Source organism: Marisediminicola antarctica (assembly GCF_009930795.1).
Lineage (GTDB): Bacteria > Actinomycetota > Actinomycetes > Actinomycetales > Microbacteriaceae > Marisediminicola > Marisediminicola antarctica.
The window spans coordinates 88,383-104,096 of record NZ_CP017146.1 but is presented as its reverse complement, the minus strand read 5'-3'; the positions used below and the strand labels follow the sequence as shown (position 1 = coordinate 104,096).

Genomic DNA, 15,714 nt, shown 5'->3' with positions numbered 1-15,714 from the left:
TCATGTATGAAGGCATCGTTCAAGAACTGATCGACGAGCTCGGCAGGCTGCCGGGAGTCGGACCGAAGTCGGCGCAGCGCATCGCGTTCCACATTCTGCAGACTGAGAGCTTCGACGTCACCCGCCTCGCCGAGATCCTCATGGAGGTCAAGGAGAAGGTGCGATTCTGCACCATCTGCGGCAACGTCACCGAGCAGGAGACCTGCGGCATCTGCCGTGATCCCCGGCGGTCGCCAGCCACGATCTGCGTGGTCGAGGAGGCCAAAGACGTGGTGGCGATCGAGCGTACCCGCGAGTTCCGTGGCCTCTATCACGTGCTCGGCGGTGCGATCTCGCCGATCGACGGCATCGGCCCCGATGATCTGCGCATCAAGCAGCTCATGACTCGCCTCGCCGACGGAACCGTTACCGAGGTGATCATCGCCACCGATCCGAACCTCGAGGGTGAGGCCACAGCGACCTACCTGTCTCGGTTGCTCATGCACCTGGGGCTTCGAGTAACCCGGCTCGCCTCCGGCCTTCCCGTAGGCGGAGACCTCGAGTATGCCGACGAGGTAACGCTCGGCCGAGCGTTCGAAGGACGCCGCGTCGTCGAACACTAGAATCGAAGCTTGATTCATCCGGACACCGCACCACACCCCCCAGGAGTAGACGTGAGCTTGATCGTGCAGAAGTACGGCGGATCCTCCGTCGCGAATGCCGAGGGCATCAAGCGCGTCGCGAAGCGAATCGTGCAGACACGCAAGGCCGGAAACGATGTCGTCGTGGTCGTCTCCGCGATGGGCGACACCACCGACGAGTTGCTCGACCTGGCCGAGAGCGTTTCGCCGCTGCCAGCCGGGCGCGAACTCGACATGCTCCTCACGGCGGGCGAGCGCATCTCGATGGCGCTGCTCGCCATGGCGATCAAGGGGCTCGGGGTCGACGCGCGTAGCTACACGGGGAGCCAGGCTGGCATGATCACAGATGCGAAGCACGGCAGCGCGCGCATTGTCGATGTCACCCCCGGCCGAGTCCGCGAGGCCCTCGATATCGGCGCCGTTGCGATCGTCGCCGGCTTCCAGGGCTTCAACCGCGGTACCGGCGACATCACTACCCTCGGACGGGGCGGGTCGGACACGACCGCGGTGGCCCTCGCGGCGGCGCTCGGCGCCGACGTCTGCGAGATCTACACCGACGTCGACGGGATCTTCACGGCCGATCCCCGCGTCGTGCCGTCTGCCCGGAAGATCGATCGCATCACGAGCGAAGAGATGCTCGAACTCGCGGCGGCCGGTGCGAAGGTGCTCTATATTCGTGCGGTGGAATATGCCCGCCGCCACGGCGTCACGCTTCACGTGCGATCCTCGTTCAACAACAACGAGGGCACGCTCGTAATCAATCCCCAGGATGGAGAAACGATGGAACAGCCGATCATCGCCGGTATCGCGGCGGACCTCAGCGAGGCCAAGATCACGGTCGTCGGGGTGCCCGATATTCCCGGCAAGGCCGCCCAGATTTTCACGATCGTGGCCTCGACCGATGCCAACATCGACATGATCGTGCAGAACGTGTCGAGCGCAGCGACCGGCCTCGCCGACATCTCGTTCACCCTGCCCAAGCTCGAGGGCGCGAAGGTGCTCCACGTGCTGGAGAGCCGCAAGGACGACGTCGGGTTCGACTCACTGCAGTACGACGACCAGATCGGCAAGCTCGCCCTCGTCGGCGCAGGCATGCGCACCAATGCCGGGGTCTCGGCCAAGCTCTTCACCGCCCTCTTCGACGCGGGAATCAACATCGAGATGATCTCCACGAGCGAGATCCGCATCTCTGTCGTCACCCGCGCCGACACCATCAACGAAGCGGTGCGGGTCGTGCACAGTGCCTTCGACCTCGACACCGAAGATGTCGCGCTCGTTCACGGCGGGACTGGCCGATGAGCGGGGGCGTGCGCATTGGCGTGGTCGGCGCGACCGGGCAGGTCGGCGCCGTCGTGAGGCAGCTGCTTGAGGAGCGCGACTTCCCGGTGGCGGAGATCCGCTACTTCGCCTCGTCGCGGTCCGCCGGAACCACGCTGCCCTGGCGTGGCGTGGAGATCGTCGTCGAAGACGCCGAGACCGCCGACCCCACGGGCCTCGACATCGCGATCTTCTCCGCGGGGGCCACAACCTCCAAGGCGCAGGCGCCACGGTTCGCGGCTGCCGGTGTTCTCGTCATCGACAACTCCTCCGGGTTCCGCATGGACCCCGACGTGCCGCTTGTCGTGAGTGAGGTGAACCCTCACGCGATCACCCAGGCAACCAAGGGAATCGTCGCCAACCCGAACTGCACGACCATGGCTGCGATGCCGGTGCTCAAGGTTCTGCACGAGGAGGCGGGGCTCCAGCGCCTCATCGTGAGCACCTACCAGGCGGTCTCCGGCGCCGGGCTCGCCGGGGGAGAGGAGCTGCTCGAGCAGGCCCGTGCCGCAGTGGCCCAGGATGCGATGGCGCTCGTCCACGACGGATCCTCCGTGGAGTTTCCGGCACCGGTGAAGTTCCCGCGCACGATCGCGTTCGACGTGATCCCCCTCGCCGGCTCGATCGTCGATGATGGCGAGCACGAAACCGACGAAGAGAAGAAGCTCCGCAACGAGAGCCGGAAGATCCTCGAACTGCCGGAGCTGCTCGTCAGCGGAACCTGCGTTCGCGTGCCCGTGTTCACCGGGCACTCGCTCTCGATCAACGCGGAATTTGCCTCGCCCCTCTCGGTCGCCCGGGCGAAAGAGCTGCTCGCGGACGCCCCCGGCGTCGAGCTGAGCGACGTCCCGACCCCGCTGCACGCTGCGGGCAGGGACCCGAGCTTCGTGGGGCGCATCCGCCAGGATCCCGGAGTGCCGGACGGGCGCGGTCTCGCGCTGTTCATCAGCAACGACAACCTCCGCAAAGGCGCGGCGCTCAACGCCGTGCAGATCGCTGAGCTGGTGGCATCCGAGCTCGTCGGGTCCTGACCGAGTCCGGATGCCCGTGGGAGAGTGGCAAAGTGATTTCCGATCGCTGCGGACTCCCGTGACGAAGTAGCGTCATGCACAAGCGCCGATTGCCCCTAGCCTCGATTGTGGGGGCAGTGATTGTCGCTGTGATTGGGGTCATCGTGGTTCTCGGCGGATCAGGCCGGCACTCGGCGATCGAACCCGTGCCGAGCGCGGGGTCCGGGCCCATCGTGGCCTTCTACGGCGACTCCTACACACTCGGAACCGGAGCGAGCGACGACGAGCGGCGGTGGTCGACGCTGGTCTGCCGCGACCGGGGCTGGCACGAGTTCAACCCGAGCGTCAACGGCCTCGGGTTCATCGACAACCGCGACCACTTCGGTGCTGGCGACCTGCCCGACCTGATTATCACGGCGAGGCCCGACATCGTCTTCGTGACAATGGGGCTCAATGACAACTTCTCGTACGATCTCGCTGCGCCGGACATCAAGGCGCAGATCAGCGACGACCTGTCCCGCATGGCCGCCGCACTCCCCGACGCCCGGTTCATCGTCGTCGAGCCGTTCTGGTACACCGATGAGCGCCCGCGCTCGGTCGAGGTGATCATCAGCTGGGTGAAGTCCGCGGCGACCGCCATCGGCGCCGACTACATCGAAGGGGCATCGCGGTGGATAGAGGGGCACCCCGAATGGATGGCGTCGGACGGCCTGCATCCCAACGACGACGGCTACCTCGAGATGGCCCGGCGGATGGACCTCGAACTCGAGGCGCTCGGGCTGTGACCGGCCACCCATAAACTAGTCTCGTGAGCACCCAACCCCCGATCGACGTCGCCCTCATTGGCGGCGGTGTCATGAGCGCCACCCTCGGCGCTCTCATCAAGCAGCTCCAGCCCGACTGGACGATCACAATCTTCGAGCGCCTGAGCGACGTCGCGAGGGAGTCGTCGAACCCGTGGAACAACGCCGGAACCGGGCACTCCGCGCTGTGCGAGCTCAACTACACCCCCGAGAAGCCCGACGGCACGATCGAGATCTCGAGTGCGGTGAAGGTCAACGAGCAGTTCCAGATCTCCCGGCAGTTCTGGGCGCACCTCGTTGCCCAAGGGCTGATGCCCGACCCGCAGGCGTTCATCAACCCCGTCCCGCACATGAGTTTCGTCTGGGGTGAGGCGAACGTCGTCTACCTGCGCAAGCGTTTCGAGGCGCTCAAGGACCATCCGCTGTTCGCGGGCATGGAGTACAGCGAAGACGCCGCAGTCATCCGCAAGTGGGCGCCCGCGATGATCGACGGCCGGCTGAAGTCCGAGAAGATCGCCGCAACGAAGATCGACTCCGGCACCGACATCGATTTCGGCGCGCTCACCAACGGACTGTTCGACTACATCACCGACAACGGCGCCGACCTCCGGACCGAGCACACAGTGACAGGGCTCCGGCAGCAGCCGGATGGCTCGTGGCGCATCCGGCTCAAGCAGGAGGTCGGAATGACCCGCGTGGATGTCTCGGCGCGGTTCGTCTTCGTTGGGGCTGGCGGCGGAGCGCTCAGGCTGCTGCAGAAGTCCGGGATTCCCGAGGCGCGCGGCTTCGGTGGATTCCCTGTCAGTGGGCAGTTCCTGCGAACCGACAATCCCGAGCTCGTCGCCCGCCACCAGGCGAAGGCCTACGGCAAGGCCGCCGTCGGCTCGCCACCGATGTCGGTACCGCACCTCGACACGCGCATCGTCGACGGCAAGGCGAGCCTCATGTTCGGCCCGTACGCCGGGTTCAGCCCGAAGTTCCTCAAGACGGGCTCCTGGCTCGACCTTGTCGCCTCTGTTCGACCGCACAACCTCTTGCCGATGCTCGCGGTCGGCCGCGACAATCTCGACCTCACCTGGTACCTCGTCAAGCAGGTGCTCGCGAGCCGCCACGCGAAGTTTGCGGCGCTCACCGAGTTCATGCCGAACGCGAAGCCGGAGGACTGGTACGAGATCACCGCGGGCCAGCGCGTGCAGGTCATCAAGAAAGACGATAAGAAGGGCGGCGTTCTTCAGTTCGGCACCGAGGTGGTCACCTCGGCCGACGGCACGATCGCCGGACTTCTCGGGGCGTCCCCGGGGGCATCGACCGCGGTGCCGATCATGCTCACGGTGCTCGAGCGCTGCTTCCCCGAGCACATCGCGGGCTGGACGCCGACGATTAAGAAGATGATCCCGAGCTACGGCAAGGCACTCGCCGAGAACGCGGTGCTTGCCAGGAAGACCATCGCGTCGACGAAGAAGGCACTCGCAATCACCTGAGCCAGACGTGTCGAAATGGGGCACAGGATCCCTCGCTATGCCACCAGCGACGCTTCCACACCTCCCCCAACGGGGTACAGAGCCAGAAACGCCAGTCGGCTAGTTTGGGTGGATGGCGGTGAGTTCACAGGGATCGGGGCGGATGTCGCTCGGCCTCCCGCCGCACCTGGCCCCGCGAGCGGTGAGCCGCTCCTTCATCAGCGCCATTCACGTGACCGCGGTCGTCTGCCTCGTCGGCGCGATGCTCGTCTCGCTCGCGTTCCAGCTTGAGTGGCCGAACCTGATCTTCTGGCCGGCAGTACTCGCGCTCGTGCCCATGCTCGTGGTGCTGTACCTTCTCGATCGAGCCCCGACCCCGTTCTTCTCGGTCTCCTACCTCATCATCGGCGGCGCGTCAGTGTACTGGTACAGCCTGACCTTCGCGAGCCAGATGGACCTCGGCAGCTTCGCCGATTCGATCACCGTCGCACTGCCCAAGATCGCGCTCATGCTCGTCGGCGGGGCGGGGATCGGCGCGCCCGCTGCGCTGCGCTGGGCAACCAGCGGCTTTCTCGTGGCCGAGTTTGCGTCGTTTGCCGCGATCGTGCAGACGTCGCAGCGGTACACGCTCGACGTCATCTCGATCGCCGCGTACCTCATCACAGCGATGGTGCTCGTCGGCTCGTGGATGGGGCAGAGCGGCGCGAGGCGGATGCAGCCGCTGCTGTACCGCGCGGCGAAGGAGGAGCTCGTTGCCGCGCTTCGCCACCGCATGGAGCTGCGGGCGGCGGCTCTCCTGCATGACACCGTGCTCAACCACATGTTCGTCATCGCGGAGTCATCCCCGGGGGAGCTCGGCCCGATGCTGCGGGAGCAGATCGGGAGGGACCTGGCGCTGCTCGTCGGCGAGGAGTGGCTCACCGAGGCGCCTCGCGCCGATGCGAGCAACGGCAACGATTGGCATGACAGCGACCTCTACCGGACGGTCCGCGAGGCGCGAGCGATGGGCCTCGAGGTCGACACCACCGGTGACACGACCGCGCTCCTGCGCCTTGAGGGCGAAAAGTCGAGCGAACTCGCCCGTGCGGTCAAGCAGTGCCTCGTCAACGTGCTCACCCACTCGGGAAGCTCGGACGCCGAAGTAGTCATCTACGGCGCCGCCGACGAAGTGCTCGTCATGGTCGTCGACACCGGATGCGGGTTCGACACCGACGCGATCGGGTCAGATCGGCTCGGGCTCAAGACGTCGGTGCACCAGCGCATCGAAGCAGTCGGTGGAACAGTGCAGGTCTGGTCGACGGCCGGGCGCGGAACCTCGATCGTGATCCGCCTGCCGGTCGGACCCGCCAGGTCGACCAGTCCGATCGCCTCGCGGAGCGCGCGGTGACCGACTCGGAGGCCACCGCCCAACGGCTGGACCCCGCGGGAACTCTTGGCGCACACTTGCTCACCATCGTGCTGGTCGTCGTCGCCTATCTCTGGGCGATCGTCTTCTCCGCGTTCGCCCTGTCGCGGGGCGGCGATACGGTTCCCGCGCTCGGCGCCCTCGTCGCGCTCGCGATCGCGTGTGCGCTCGTCCTTTGCGCATCGGGCAAGGAGTATGGGGTGTTCACCGCTCGCATCCACCTCACGATGCACCTTCTCGTGATCGTGAGCTTTATTCTGGCGAGTTGGTCGACCTGGTCGACCGACGACTTCAGCAGGGACCAGTGGGCACCGCTCAGCCTAGGAATCATGATGGTCGCGGTGGCCCCGTATCGCCCCGCACGCGAACTGATCGCCGCCGGTACCGCATCGGCCCTGGTCATGGGTGTCGTGACATTCGCGCACGCGGACGTCGTCGGGACAACCGCACCGCCGCTTGCCCTGGCGGCGGTCGCGGTGATCGGGGTCGTCGCGCTCTGCTACGGGGCGGCGATGTACTCGCAGCGCACGGTCGAGGCACTCCAGCGTTGGCGCCGGCGGGCAGACGTCGTCGCGGAAGCGCTCGCCGACGAGGTGCGGGTGGGGCTAGCCCGGTCGGTGCAGCAGGACCGCGTGACGATCCTCAACCGCGACGTCGTGCCCTTCTTCGGCGACCTGCTCGGTCGTGAGACGATCACCGACGCCGACCGCGCCCGGGCACGGGCGATCGCGACTGCCGTCCGCAGCGTGATGGTCGCCGACGCCGACCGCACCTGGCTTGAGGTCGTGGTGCAGCAGGCTGGCCGCCCCGGGCGCGCGCCGATCGCCGTCGACGATCCCGACTTCCTCGCCACCACGATGACCACGGCACAGCGCACCGCGTTGCGCGCCTATGTCGTCGCGCTCGCCGCCGACCGGAAAGTCGCAGAGGGATTCGCGATCGCGCTCTCCCGGCAGGGCCGACTGTGCGTCGGCACCCTCACGGCGCCCATCCTCTCCGCGGACCACGCCCTGCGATCCCGGTATGCCCCGATTCACGCCGTGATGCGAGTCGCGTTCGACTCCGTCAGCATCCAGACCCACCCTCCTGACCTGATTGTGAGATTCAACTATGAGCATTCGTGAGACGACGAGCCGGCGGATCCGGCTCGCGATCCTCGACGACCACGAGATGCTGCTCGACACCATGAGCAGCTGGATCAAAGCCAACGCGACCGACTTCGATCTGGCGCTCAGTGCGGCGTCCTGGGTCGACCTCGTGCACAGCGACAATTTTCCGACCGAACTGGTGCTGATCGACTTCCAGCTGCGCGAGCACGTGTCGATCGAAGCGCGAGTGCGCACCTGCCGTGCGGCCGGGGCGAAGGTCGTCGTGATCTCGAGCCTCGACACCCGAGAGGCCCGGCAGCGAGCGCTCGATGCCGGGGCATCCGCGTTCCTGTCGAAGTCACTCCCGATGGTCGAGATAATGGACGAGGTGCGCGCCGTGATGGGCGCCCCTCGCGGCTCCCAGCCGCCGAGGGACTGGCGGCCGCTGCCGAGCGGGGCGACCTCCTATCCGCGCCCCAAGCTCAGTGCGGGGGAAACCGAAGCGCTTAGGCTGTACGCGTCGGGCTCAAGCACGACCGAGGTCGCGCGTGAGATGAACGTGCAGTACGAGACCGCGAAGACCTACATTCGCCGGGTGCGTGAGAAATACGCCAAGGTGAATCGACCGGCGGGGAAAAAGGCGGACCTCATCCGCCGCGCCGCCGAGGACGGATACCTGCTCTGATGGCGAAGCTCTATTTTCGGTACGGCGCGATGAACAGCGGCAAGAGCACGGCGATGCTCCAGGCGGCGTTCAACTACGAGGAGCGCGGGCAGCAGGTTCTACTGGCCAAACCGCAGATCGACACCAAGGGCGACTCAGCGATCGTCTCCCGGCTCGGGGTCAGTCGCCCGGTCGACTTCGTGCTCTCGCCCGGAGAGGACGCCTACCGGGCTTTCACCGCCCAGCGGGAGCAGATTCGGGCCAGCACGGGGCTCGACGTGAGCTGCCTCCTTGTCGACGAGGCGCAGTTCCTCACCGAGTCGCAGGTCGACGACCTCCTGCGCATCGCGATCCGCGAGGGAGTCCCCGTGATTGCGTACGGAATCCGCACCGACTTCCAGACGGTCGCCTTCCCTGGCAGCCGGAGGCTGCTCGAGATCGCCCACTCCCTCGAGGAGCTGAAGACCATCTGCCGCTGCGGCCGCAAGGCCGTCTTCAACGCGCGCAGCATCGACGGAGTATTCGTGTTCGACGGGGACCAGGTCGCGATCGACGGTGTGGACGTCGCGTATGAGTCGCTCTGCGGCGCCTGCTACCTCGAGGAGAGCGGGGGAGTGCTCAACAGCGGGCGCCGACCCCGGGCCGACTTCAGCTACGGCTCGGCCCCCGATGCCGACTTCGCCTGATCGCGGTCACCGACTCCGACCGCGTTAACGAACTCAGGGCCGCACACTGTGCGGCCCTGAGTCTTGTGTCGGGGTAGCGGGATTTGAACCCACGACCTCTTCGTCCCGAACGAAGCGCGCTACCAAGCTGCGCCACACCCCGATCAACCCGAACAAACCAAAGGCCTGTTCGCGTACTTAACCAGAATAGCTGAAATCGTCGCCCGTCAAAGTCACCAGCACGGCTTCGGGCTTGCAGGCGAACCGAACGGGCGCGTAAATCGAGGTACCGAGCCCAGCGGAGACGTTGAGGTACGCGGCCCTCAGGGCGTGATGCCACAGGCTGAGACCGCGAACCTGGTCTCGGGGAACATCGCAATTGGTGACGAGGGCGCCGTAGCCCGGCACGCAAACCTGGCCGCCGTGGGTGTGCCCGGAGAAGATGACGTCGGCCCCGTTGGTCACGAGGGAATTGAGCACGCGGCGGTACGGAGCGTGGGCGAGTGCGATCGACACCACCTCCGGACCATTCCGCTCCTCGAGCCATCCGACGTTCTCGCGCAGCTCGTCCAGCGCACCGGGCAGCTTGTCGAGCCGGTCGAACCCGGCGTGAGGATCGTTGACGCCCATGAACTCGAGACGCGCGCCCTTGATCGACATCGCGCGCGCGGTGTTGTTCAGGCCCAGCCAGCCGAGGCCGTCGAAGAAGGCCTCGAGGGCGGCTGTGTCGAGGCTCGGCTTCGTGCGCCGGGTACTCTTCGACGGCCCGGTGAGGTAGCTGAAGGGGTTCTTGGCCTCGGGGCCGACGTAGTCGTTCGATCCGTGCACGTAGACACCGGGGACGTTGCGGAACGGCTCGAGCGCGTACTCGAGCCCAACGAGCCCGTCCTGATGGCCGAGGTTGTCGCCCGTGTTGATGATCAGATCCGGTTCGAAGATCGCGAGGGAGCGTATCCAGTCCTGCTTGGCGCGCTGCCACGGCGCCATGTGGATGTCCGAGAGGTGCAACAGCGTGAGCGGTCGAGCGCCGGGGGCAAGCAGCGGAAGGGTCTCCCGTCTGATGGTGAAGGCGTTGCGCTCGACGAGCGTGCCCCATGCCAGGGCACCCATGCCGAGAGCAGCCACCGTCGCCAGCGCGGCTCCGGCGCGACTCGAGTTCGCCATTAGCAGTCGGGATCTTCGTCGGGCACGATCACGCCGCCGTTCACGGTGAGCGTCACCGCGGTGGACTTCGACGTGGCGGTGCCGCCGGCCGGGTCGCTCGCGATCACCTCGCACTTGTCCGGTGGCACGCTCGGCGTCCACTTCACCGAGACCGAGGTGAACCCCTCGTCATTCAGGGTCTTGAGCGCGTCCTTCACTTGCGTGCCGACGACGTTCGGTACGGTCGCCGACAGGCTGCCATCACTTGTGAATACGCGCACCAGAGTCCCCTTGGACACACGTGCACCCGCACCGGGTTGAGTCGACGCCACGCGTCCGGCGGGAAGCTCCGACGCGATTGTTCCACCGTCGGAGAAGGCCAGACCGAGGCTCTGGATCACGCTGCGCGCCTGATCGACGCTCTGGCCGGTCACGTTGGGCACGGACTGGGTCGACCCGCGGATGAGCTCCGGGGGCGGTTCGGGGAAGTCGGCCGTCGTCGCGTACAGCGGAGATCCGTCGAGGGCGGTCTGCACGGGCTTCATTATGCGGTGGCGCGCCGTGTTCGCGTTGCCACTGGCGAGTTCCACCCGCGACATGACCTGCGAGCCGACAATGTTCCCGACCCAGACGGCGCTGGCGACCTTGGTGCTCGCCGTGGCGACCCACGTCTGCAGCGAGTCGTCAGTCGTTCCAGTCTTGCCGAGGAGCGCGGTGCCGTCCCCCGGGTTCGAGGCCGAGCCGGTCCCGCCGCGGTCCATGACGCCCTTCAGTGCGGTGGCGGCCGCCGCGGCGACCTCGGGTGAGATGGCCTTGTTGCACTTCTGGGGCTGCCCCTCGAATTCGGTGCCGTTCGCGTCGACGACCTTGTCGACCGCGATTGGCTCGCAGAGGATGCCGCCGCTCGCGACGGTCGCGTAGGCGTTCGCTATCGTGAGAGGCGCAATCTCGTTGGTGCCGAGAATCGCACTCGGGTAAATGAGCAATTCGTCCCCGTCGGCGCGGTGAACGCCCATCGACTTCGCCGTCTCGCGGATGTCGCAGAGGTCGAGCTTCGACGCCATGTTGATGAACGCGGCGTTGATCGACTGGTTCGTCGCGGTCTGGACCGAGACGCGGCCGGCGCTGGTCCTGGTGAAGTTGTTGGGCTTGTACGGGTCGGCAAGCTCCATCGTTCCGCCCTGGCAGTTGGCGGGGAAGGACGAGTAGCCCTTCACGTTGCCGTCGACGACCTCGCGCAGGCCGTGGCCGTTCTGCAGCCAGTTGACGAGGGTGAACAACTTGTAGGTCGAGCCGGTCTGGAATCCGGAGGACTGCCCGTACTCCCTGTCGGTGTTGAAGTTGACCGCGGTGGTCGAGGGGCCACCACCCTCGCCCGAGTTGTCGAACAATTTGTTCTGGGCCATGATGACGATTCGCCCGGTTCCGACCTCGACGGTCGAGATGGCGGCACCAAGCTCGAACCTCGCCTCGTCGGCCGGCGTCTGAATCGCGAGCACCTGTTCCGCGTGCGCCTGCTGATCGAGGTCGACGGTCGTGTAGATGTCGTATCCGCCCCGCTTCCAGTTCTCGGCGCGCTCCTCTTCGGTCGTGCCGAGGGCTTCGAGGTTCTTGACGTTGCGTATGACGTAGTCACAGAAGTGCTTCGCGCCCGATGCGGAGAGGCAGCCGTTTCTGGGTGCGCTGACGATGACGGTCGTGTCGTCGACCGGGGTCGCGATCGCCTCGTCGTACTGCTCCTTGGTCAGCATGCCCTGTTCGGCCATGTTGCCCAGGATCGCGTCGCGACGGACTTGATTACGCTCGCGATTCTCCGCGATGTCGGGTCGCCGGGACGGTGGCGCCTGCACGATGCCGATGAGGCTCGCCGCCTGGGCCGCGGTCAAGTCCTTTGCCGTTGTCGAGTAGTACTGCTGCGCGGCCGACTCGATGCCGTAGGTGTTGCCGCCGAAGCCGGCGATGTTGAGGTAGGCGAGCAGGATCTCGTCCTTGGTGGACCGCTTCTCGAGCCCGATCGCCAGCTTCGCCTCCTTGAGCTTGCGGTCGATCGTCGACGCCTGCGCGGCGTAGAGGCCGGCCTGCCGTTTCTCCTCGGTGTCGTAGGTCAGTGCCTCCTGAATGAGGAGGTTCTTGACGAGCTGCTGCGACAGTGTCGACGCGCCCTGGGTCGTGGAGGAGGTGATGTTGTTGACCGCTGCTCGAACGATCCCGGCAAGGTCCACACCACCGTGCTCGTAGAAGCGTTCGTCCTCGCCCGCGATCGCGGCGTCCTTGGCGAACTGGGACACCTCGTCCCACGCGACTTCCTCGCGGTTCTGGTCGTAGATCTGGGCGAACGGCACCTGCTCGCCGGCCTGCAGCGCCCACAAGGTGTTGCGCTGCGACTGCTGGTTGATGACCATGTAGTCCGGCAGGTCTTCGAAGATTCCGACGGTGTTGTTCGCGGTCAGGCTGGTCACGGCGATTGCGGGTGTGACCATGGCGGTGACGAGCACCCCCGCGAGAGCGCTGAAACCGAGAAAGCCGAGGATCGCGCCAAACACACCGACGGGCTTCGAATTTTGCGCAGACATATGATCAAGGGTAAGTCATACGCCCGTATTTCAATCTGAATGGACACTTCGATGCCAACTTGGGAGTATCTGACAACCCCCCTCATGATCCACAACACCGCCGCGATCCTCAACAATTGGGGCTCGGACGGCTGGGAACTCGTGCAGGTCGTCAACGGCCCGGAGGGCGGCCTGGTCGCCTACCTCAAGCGTGAGACGAAGGAGAACGCCTGATGTCGGTGCTGGATGACCGCCTCGCAGAGCTCGGACTTACGATTCCGGAGGTCGCCGCCCCGGTGGCCGCCTACGTGCCAGCCGTCGTGAGCGGGCACCTCGTCTACACCTCGGGCCAGCTGCCCTTCGTCGCTGGCACGCTTCCGGAGACGGGAAAGGTCGGCGCAGCCGTGGCACCGGAGCGAGCCAGGGAGCTCGCTGCGATCTGCGTTCTCAACGGGCTCGCCGCGGTGCGCTCGGTGATCGGGTCGCTCGACCGCGTCACCCGCATCGTGAAGGTAGTCGGCTTCGTGGCATCCGATCCGGCGTTCACCGGCCAGCCGGGCGTCATCAACGGGGCCTCGGAGCTGCTCGGCGACATCTTCGGCGATGCGGGACGCCACGCGCGCAGCGCGGTCGGCGTCGCGGTGCTCCCGCTCGACTCGCCCGTCGAGGTCGAGTTCATTATCGAATTCGCCTGATTCGCGCGATTCGCCTGATTCGCCTGGCACAGAGGGCCCCGACCGATGCGGTCGGGGCCCTCCTCTCGCCCGCTACTTCATTTTGTCGGTGATGATCTGCATCACCGACGTGTCTGCGAGGGTGGTGGTATCGCCGATCTCGCGACCCTCGGCGACATCCTGAAGCAGGCGGCGCATGATCTTGCCGGATCGGGTCTTCGGCAGCTCGTTCACGATGAAGATCTGCTTCGGACGCGCGATTGCACCAATCTGCTCTGCGACATGGCTGCGCAGCATCGCCACGGCCTCGTCGGTGGTCTGCTTCTTAGCCTGCTTGGATTTCAGGATCACGAACGCGACCACGGCCTGCCCGGTCGCCTCGTCGGCGGCGCCGACGACAGCGGCCTCCGCCACTATCCTGTGCGACACGAGGGCCGACTCGATCTCCGCCGTCGAGAGGCGGTGCCCGGAGATGTTCATGACGTCGTCCACGCGCCCGAGCAGCCAGATGTCGCCATCGGCATCGACATGTGCCCCGTCGCCCGCGAAGTACTTCGTCCCGCTGAGGGCCTTGAAACGGTCCCAGTAGGTCTCCTGGAATCGCTCCGGGTCGCCCCAGATGCCCCGCAGCATCGACGGCCATGGCTCCGACACGACGAGCAGGCCACCATTGGGCGGGTCGACCCGCGTGCCGTCCTCACCGAGGATGTCGATCTTGATGCCGGGGATCGGCACCTGGGCCGATCCGGGCTTCAGCGTCGTGACGCCGGGCAGGCCCGAGATCATGATCGCGCCGGTCTCGGTCTGCCACCAGGTGTCGACCACCGGCGCCGTGCCCCCGCCGATGATGTCGCGGTACCAGACCCACGCCTCGGGGTTGATCGGTTCGCCGACCGAGCCGAGAACGCGCAGCGAGGTGAGGTCGAACCCGTTCGGCACCTCGCGCCCGATTTTCATGAATGACCGGATCGCAGTGGGCGCTGTGTAGAAGATGCTGACGCCATACTTCTGGATGATCTCCCACCAGCGGCCCGGATGCGGGGTATCGGGCGTGCCTTCGTAGAGAACCTGGGTGGCGCCGTTCGCGAGCGGACCGTAGACGACGTAGCTGTGACCGGTGATCCAGCCGACGTCGGCGGTACACCAGTAGACGTCGGACTCCGGATGCAGGTCGAATACGTTCTTGTGGGTCGACGCGACCTGGGTCAGGTAGCCGCCGCTGGTGTGCAGGATCCCCTTGGGCTTGCCGGTGGTTCCTGAGGTGTAGAGGATGAAGAGCGGGTTCTCCGCCTCGAACGCCTCGGCCTCGTGCTCGGCGTCGGCCGAGGCGAGTTCCTCGTGCCACCAGCGGTCACGGCCGTCGACCCAGTCGACGACGTTCTCGCCGCGGCGCACAACGAGCACGTTCCCCACCGTGCTCTTCTTGCCCGCGAGGGCCCCATCGACCGCACCCTTGAGGGGGAAGACCTTGCCCTTGCGCCACCCGCCGTCGGCGGTGATTACGAGCTTGGCGCTCGCGTCGTCGATGCGTGAGCGCAGGCTCTCCGAGCTGAACCCACCGAAGATCACGGTGTGCACGGCGCCGATGCGCGCGACGGCGAGCATCGCGACGACCGCCTCGGGGATCATGGGGAGGTAAATCGCGACTCGATCGCCCTGGCCGATGCCGAGAGACAACAGTACGTTGGCGGCACGCTTAACCTCGACAGTCAGCTCCGCGTAGGTGATCGAGCGGCTGTCGCCGGGCTCGCCCTCCCAGTGGATCGCGACGCGGTCGCCGTTGCCGGCCTGGACGTGGCGGTCGAGACAGTTGTAGGCGACGTTGATCTTTCCGTCGGCGAACCACTTGGCGAATGGGGGATTCGACCAGTCGAGCGTCTCGGAGAAATCCTTGTGCCAGTGCAGCAGTGTTCTCGCTTGGTTGGCCCAGAAGCCGAGGCGGTCTGTGGCGGCCTCGTCGTAAATTGCCTGGGAGGCGATGGCCTGGCTCGTGAAGTTCTCGCTCGGCGGAAAGCGACGTTCCTCGTGCAGCAGGCTGTCGATGGAATTACTGGGCATGGACTGATCCTCTTCGATCACACGGCGCTGGGCACGGGGTTCCGGACCACGTGGTGCGATCCTAGTTCGCGGGGGGTTGCGATGACGTCGCGCCCCCGCATGCAGCGCCGATAATGCGCCTCAGAAGCCGCTAGATCAAGCGGCAAAATTATCACTTGCGCGCGGGGTTTCGTGGGCTACACTAAGGGCGTCGAATTTATTCGACTGGTGACGCAAGTGATTCCCCCCAATCCCGCGTCACTGTGGCGGCACCGG

At 66.1% G+C, this 15,714-nt stretch carries 14 protein-coding genes and 1 tRNA gene; 11 read left to right on the top strand and 4 right to left on the bottom strand.

Features of this window, described 5'->3' with window-relative positions:
- The first annotated feature begins 2 nt into the window (after positions 1–2).
- The 9 genes from recR to BHD05_RS00440 all read left to right on the top strand — a co-directional run bounded on the left by recR (position 3) and on the right by BHD05_RS00440 (position 9,053).
- Positions 3–602, top strand: a complete 600-nt coding sequence (recR, locus tag BHD05_RS00480) for a recombination mediator RecR (RefSeq protein WP_161884698.1) — start codon at positions 3–5, stop codon at positions 600–602.
- Positions 603–653: 51 nt separating this feature from the next.
- The gene (locus BHD05_RS00475; RefSeq protein WP_161884697.1) at positions 654–1,919 is read left to right on the top strand and encodes an aspartate kinase; all 1,266 of its coding nucleotides are present in this window, start codon (positions 654–656) and stop codon (positions 1,917–1,919) included.
- The gene (locus BHD05_RS00470) at positions 1,916–2,968 is read left to right on the top strand and encodes an aspartate-semialdehyde dehydrogenase (protein ID WP_161884696.1); all 1,053 of its coding nucleotides are present in this window, start codon (positions 1,916–1,918) and stop codon (positions 2,966–2,968) included. Before BHD05_RS00475 ends, BHD05_RS00470 begins: the two co-directional genes overlap by 4 nt.
- A gap of 116 nt (positions 2,969–3,084) precedes the next feature.
- A complete protein-coding gene (locus BHD05_RS00465; RefSeq protein WP_236966591.1) occupies positions 3,085–3,732 on the top strand; it encodes an SGNH/GDSL hydrolase family protein in 648 nt (215 codons plus the stop codon).
- A 71-nt stretch (positions 3,733–3,803) separates the two neighbouring features.
- The gene (locus BHD05_RS00460; RefSeq protein ID WP_161887260.1) at positions 3,804–5,231 is read left to right on the top strand and encodes a malate:quinone oxidoreductase; all 1,428 of its coding nucleotides are present in this window, start codon (positions 3,804–3,806) and stop codon (positions 5,229–5,231) included.
- A 112-nt stretch (positions 5,232–5,343) separates the two neighbouring features.
- Positions 5,344–6,597: a sensor histidine kinase gene (locus BHD05_RS00455; RefSeq protein WP_161884694.1), complete on the top strand. Its 1,254-nt coding sequence runs from the start codon at positions 5,344–5,346 to the stop codon at positions 6,595–6,597.
- The gene (locus BHD05_RS00450; protein WP_161884693.1) at positions 6,594–7,739 is read left to right on the top strand and encodes a hypothetical protein; all 1,146 of its coding nucleotides are present in this window, start codon (positions 6,594–6,596) and stop codon (positions 7,737–7,739) included. Before BHD05_RS00455 ends, BHD05_RS00450 begins: the two co-directional genes overlap by 4 nt.
- Complete coding sequence (locus BHD05_RS00445; RefSeq protein WP_161884692.1) at positions 7,726–8,388, top strand: response regulator transcription factor; 663 nt, start codon at positions 7,726–7,728, stop codon at positions 8,386–8,388. The genes BHD05_RS00450 and BHD05_RS00445 overlap by 14 nt, the downstream gene beginning before the upstream one ends.
- Positions 8,388–9,053 (top strand): thymidine kinase, encoded by a 666-nt coding sequence (locus BHD05_RS00440; RefSeq protein ID WP_161884691.1) that lies wholly within the window; start codon positions 8,388–8,390, stop codon positions 9,051–9,053. The genes BHD05_RS00445 and BHD05_RS00440 overlap by 1 nt, the downstream gene beginning before the upstream one ends.
- 68 nt (positions 9,054–9,121) lie before the next feature.
- Here BHD05_RS00440 and BHD05_RS00435 read toward each other — a convergent pair.
- The 3 genes from BHD05_RS00435 to BHD05_RS00425 all read right to left on the bottom strand — a co-directional run bounded on the left by BHD05_RS00435 (position 9,122) and on the right by BHD05_RS00425 (position 12,748).
- Positions 9,122–9,195 (bottom strand) — tRNA-Pro (locus BHD05_RS00435).
- A 35-nt stretch (positions 9,196–9,230) separates the two neighbouring features.
- Entirely contained in the window at positions 9,231–10,196 is a 966-nt protein-coding gene (locus tag BHD05_RS00430) for a metallophosphoesterase (RefSeq protein ID WP_161884690.1), read from the bottom strand.
- Positions 10,196–12,748 carry a transglycosylase domain-containing protein gene (locus BHD05_RS00425; RefSeq protein ID WP_161884689.1) on the bottom strand — a complete coding sequence of 851 codons (2,553 nt, stop codon included), beginning with the start codon at positions 12,746–12,748 and terminating at the stop codon, positions 10,196–10,198. Before BHD05_RS00425 ends, BHD05_RS00430 begins: the two co-directional genes overlap by 1 nt.
- A 51-nt stretch (positions 12,749–12,799) precedes the next feature.
- Between BHD05_RS00425 and BHD05_RS00420 the strand changes: the two genes are divergently transcribed.
- Both BHD05_RS00420 and BHD05_RS00415 read left to right on the top strand, forming a co-directional pair.
- Positions 12,800–12,961, top strand: a complete 162-nt coding sequence (locus BHD05_RS00420; RefSeq protein ID WP_161884688.1) for a DUF4177 domain-containing protein — start codon at positions 12,800–12,802, stop codon at positions 12,959–12,961.
- Positions 12,961–13,422, top strand: coding sequence for a RidA family protein (locus tag BHD05_RS00415; protein ID WP_161884687.1), 462 nt, complete (start codon positions 12,961–12,963; stop codon positions 13,420–13,422). Before BHD05_RS00420 ends, BHD05_RS00415 begins: the two co-directional genes overlap by 1 nt.
- Positions 13,423–13,494: 72 nt before the next feature.
- On the opposite strand, the gene acs is transcribed toward BHD05_RS00415, so the two are convergent.
- Positions 13,495–15,459 (bottom strand): acetate--CoA ligase, encoded by a 1,965-nt coding sequence (acs, locus tag BHD05_RS00410; protein WP_161884686.1) that lies wholly within the window; start codon positions 15,457–15,459, stop codon positions 13,495–13,497.
- Positions 15,460–15,714 lie beyond the last annotated feature (255 nt).

Excerpts from the sequence above, each read along its gene's own strand:
- recR (WP_161884698.1), top strand. The coding sequence starts at position 3 with ATGTATGAAGGCATCGTTCAAGAACTGATCGACGAGCTCGGCAGGCTG.
- BHD05_RS00470 (WP_161884696.1), top strand. The coding sequence starts at position 1,916 with ATGAGCGGGGGCGTGCGCATTGGCGTGGTCGGCGCGACCGGGCAGGTC.
- BHD05_RS00460 (WP_161887260.1), top strand. The coding sequence starts at position 3,804 with ATGAGCGCCACCCTCGGCGCTCTCATCAAGCAGCTCCAGCCCGACTGG.
- BHD05_RS00455 (WP_161884694.1), top strand. The coding sequence starts at position 5,344 with ATGGCGGTGAGTTCACAGGGATCGGGGCGGATGTCGCTCGGCCTCCCG.
- BHD05_RS00445 (WP_161884692.1), top strand. The coding sequence starts at position 7,726 with ATGAGCATTCGTGAGACGACGAGCCGGCGGATCCGGCTCGCGATCCTC.
- BHD05_RS00440 (WP_161884691.1), top strand. The coding sequence starts at position 8,388 with ATGGCGAAGCTCTATTTTCGGTACGGCGCGATGAACAGCGGCAAGAGC.
- BHD05_RS00430 (WP_161884690.1), bottom strand. The coding sequence starts at position 10,196 with ATGGCGAACTCGAGTCGCGCCGGAGCCGCGCTGGCGACGGTGGCTGCT.
- BHD05_RS00425 (WP_161884689.1), bottom strand. The coding sequence starts at position 12,748 with ATGTCTGCGCAAAATTCGAAGCCCGTCGGTGTGTTTGGCGCGATCCTC.
- BHD05_RS00420 (WP_161884688.1), top strand. The coding sequence starts at position 12,800 with ATGCCAACTTGGGAGTATCTGACAACCCCCCTCATGATCCACAACACC.
- BHD05_RS00415 (WP_161884687.1), top strand. The coding sequence starts at position 12,961 with ATGTCGGTGCTGGATGACCGCCTCGCAGAGCTCGGACTTACGATTCCG.
- acs (WP_161884686.1), bottom strand. The coding sequence starts at position 15,459 with ATGCCCAGTAATTCCATCGACAGCCTGCTGCACGAGGAACGTCGCTTT.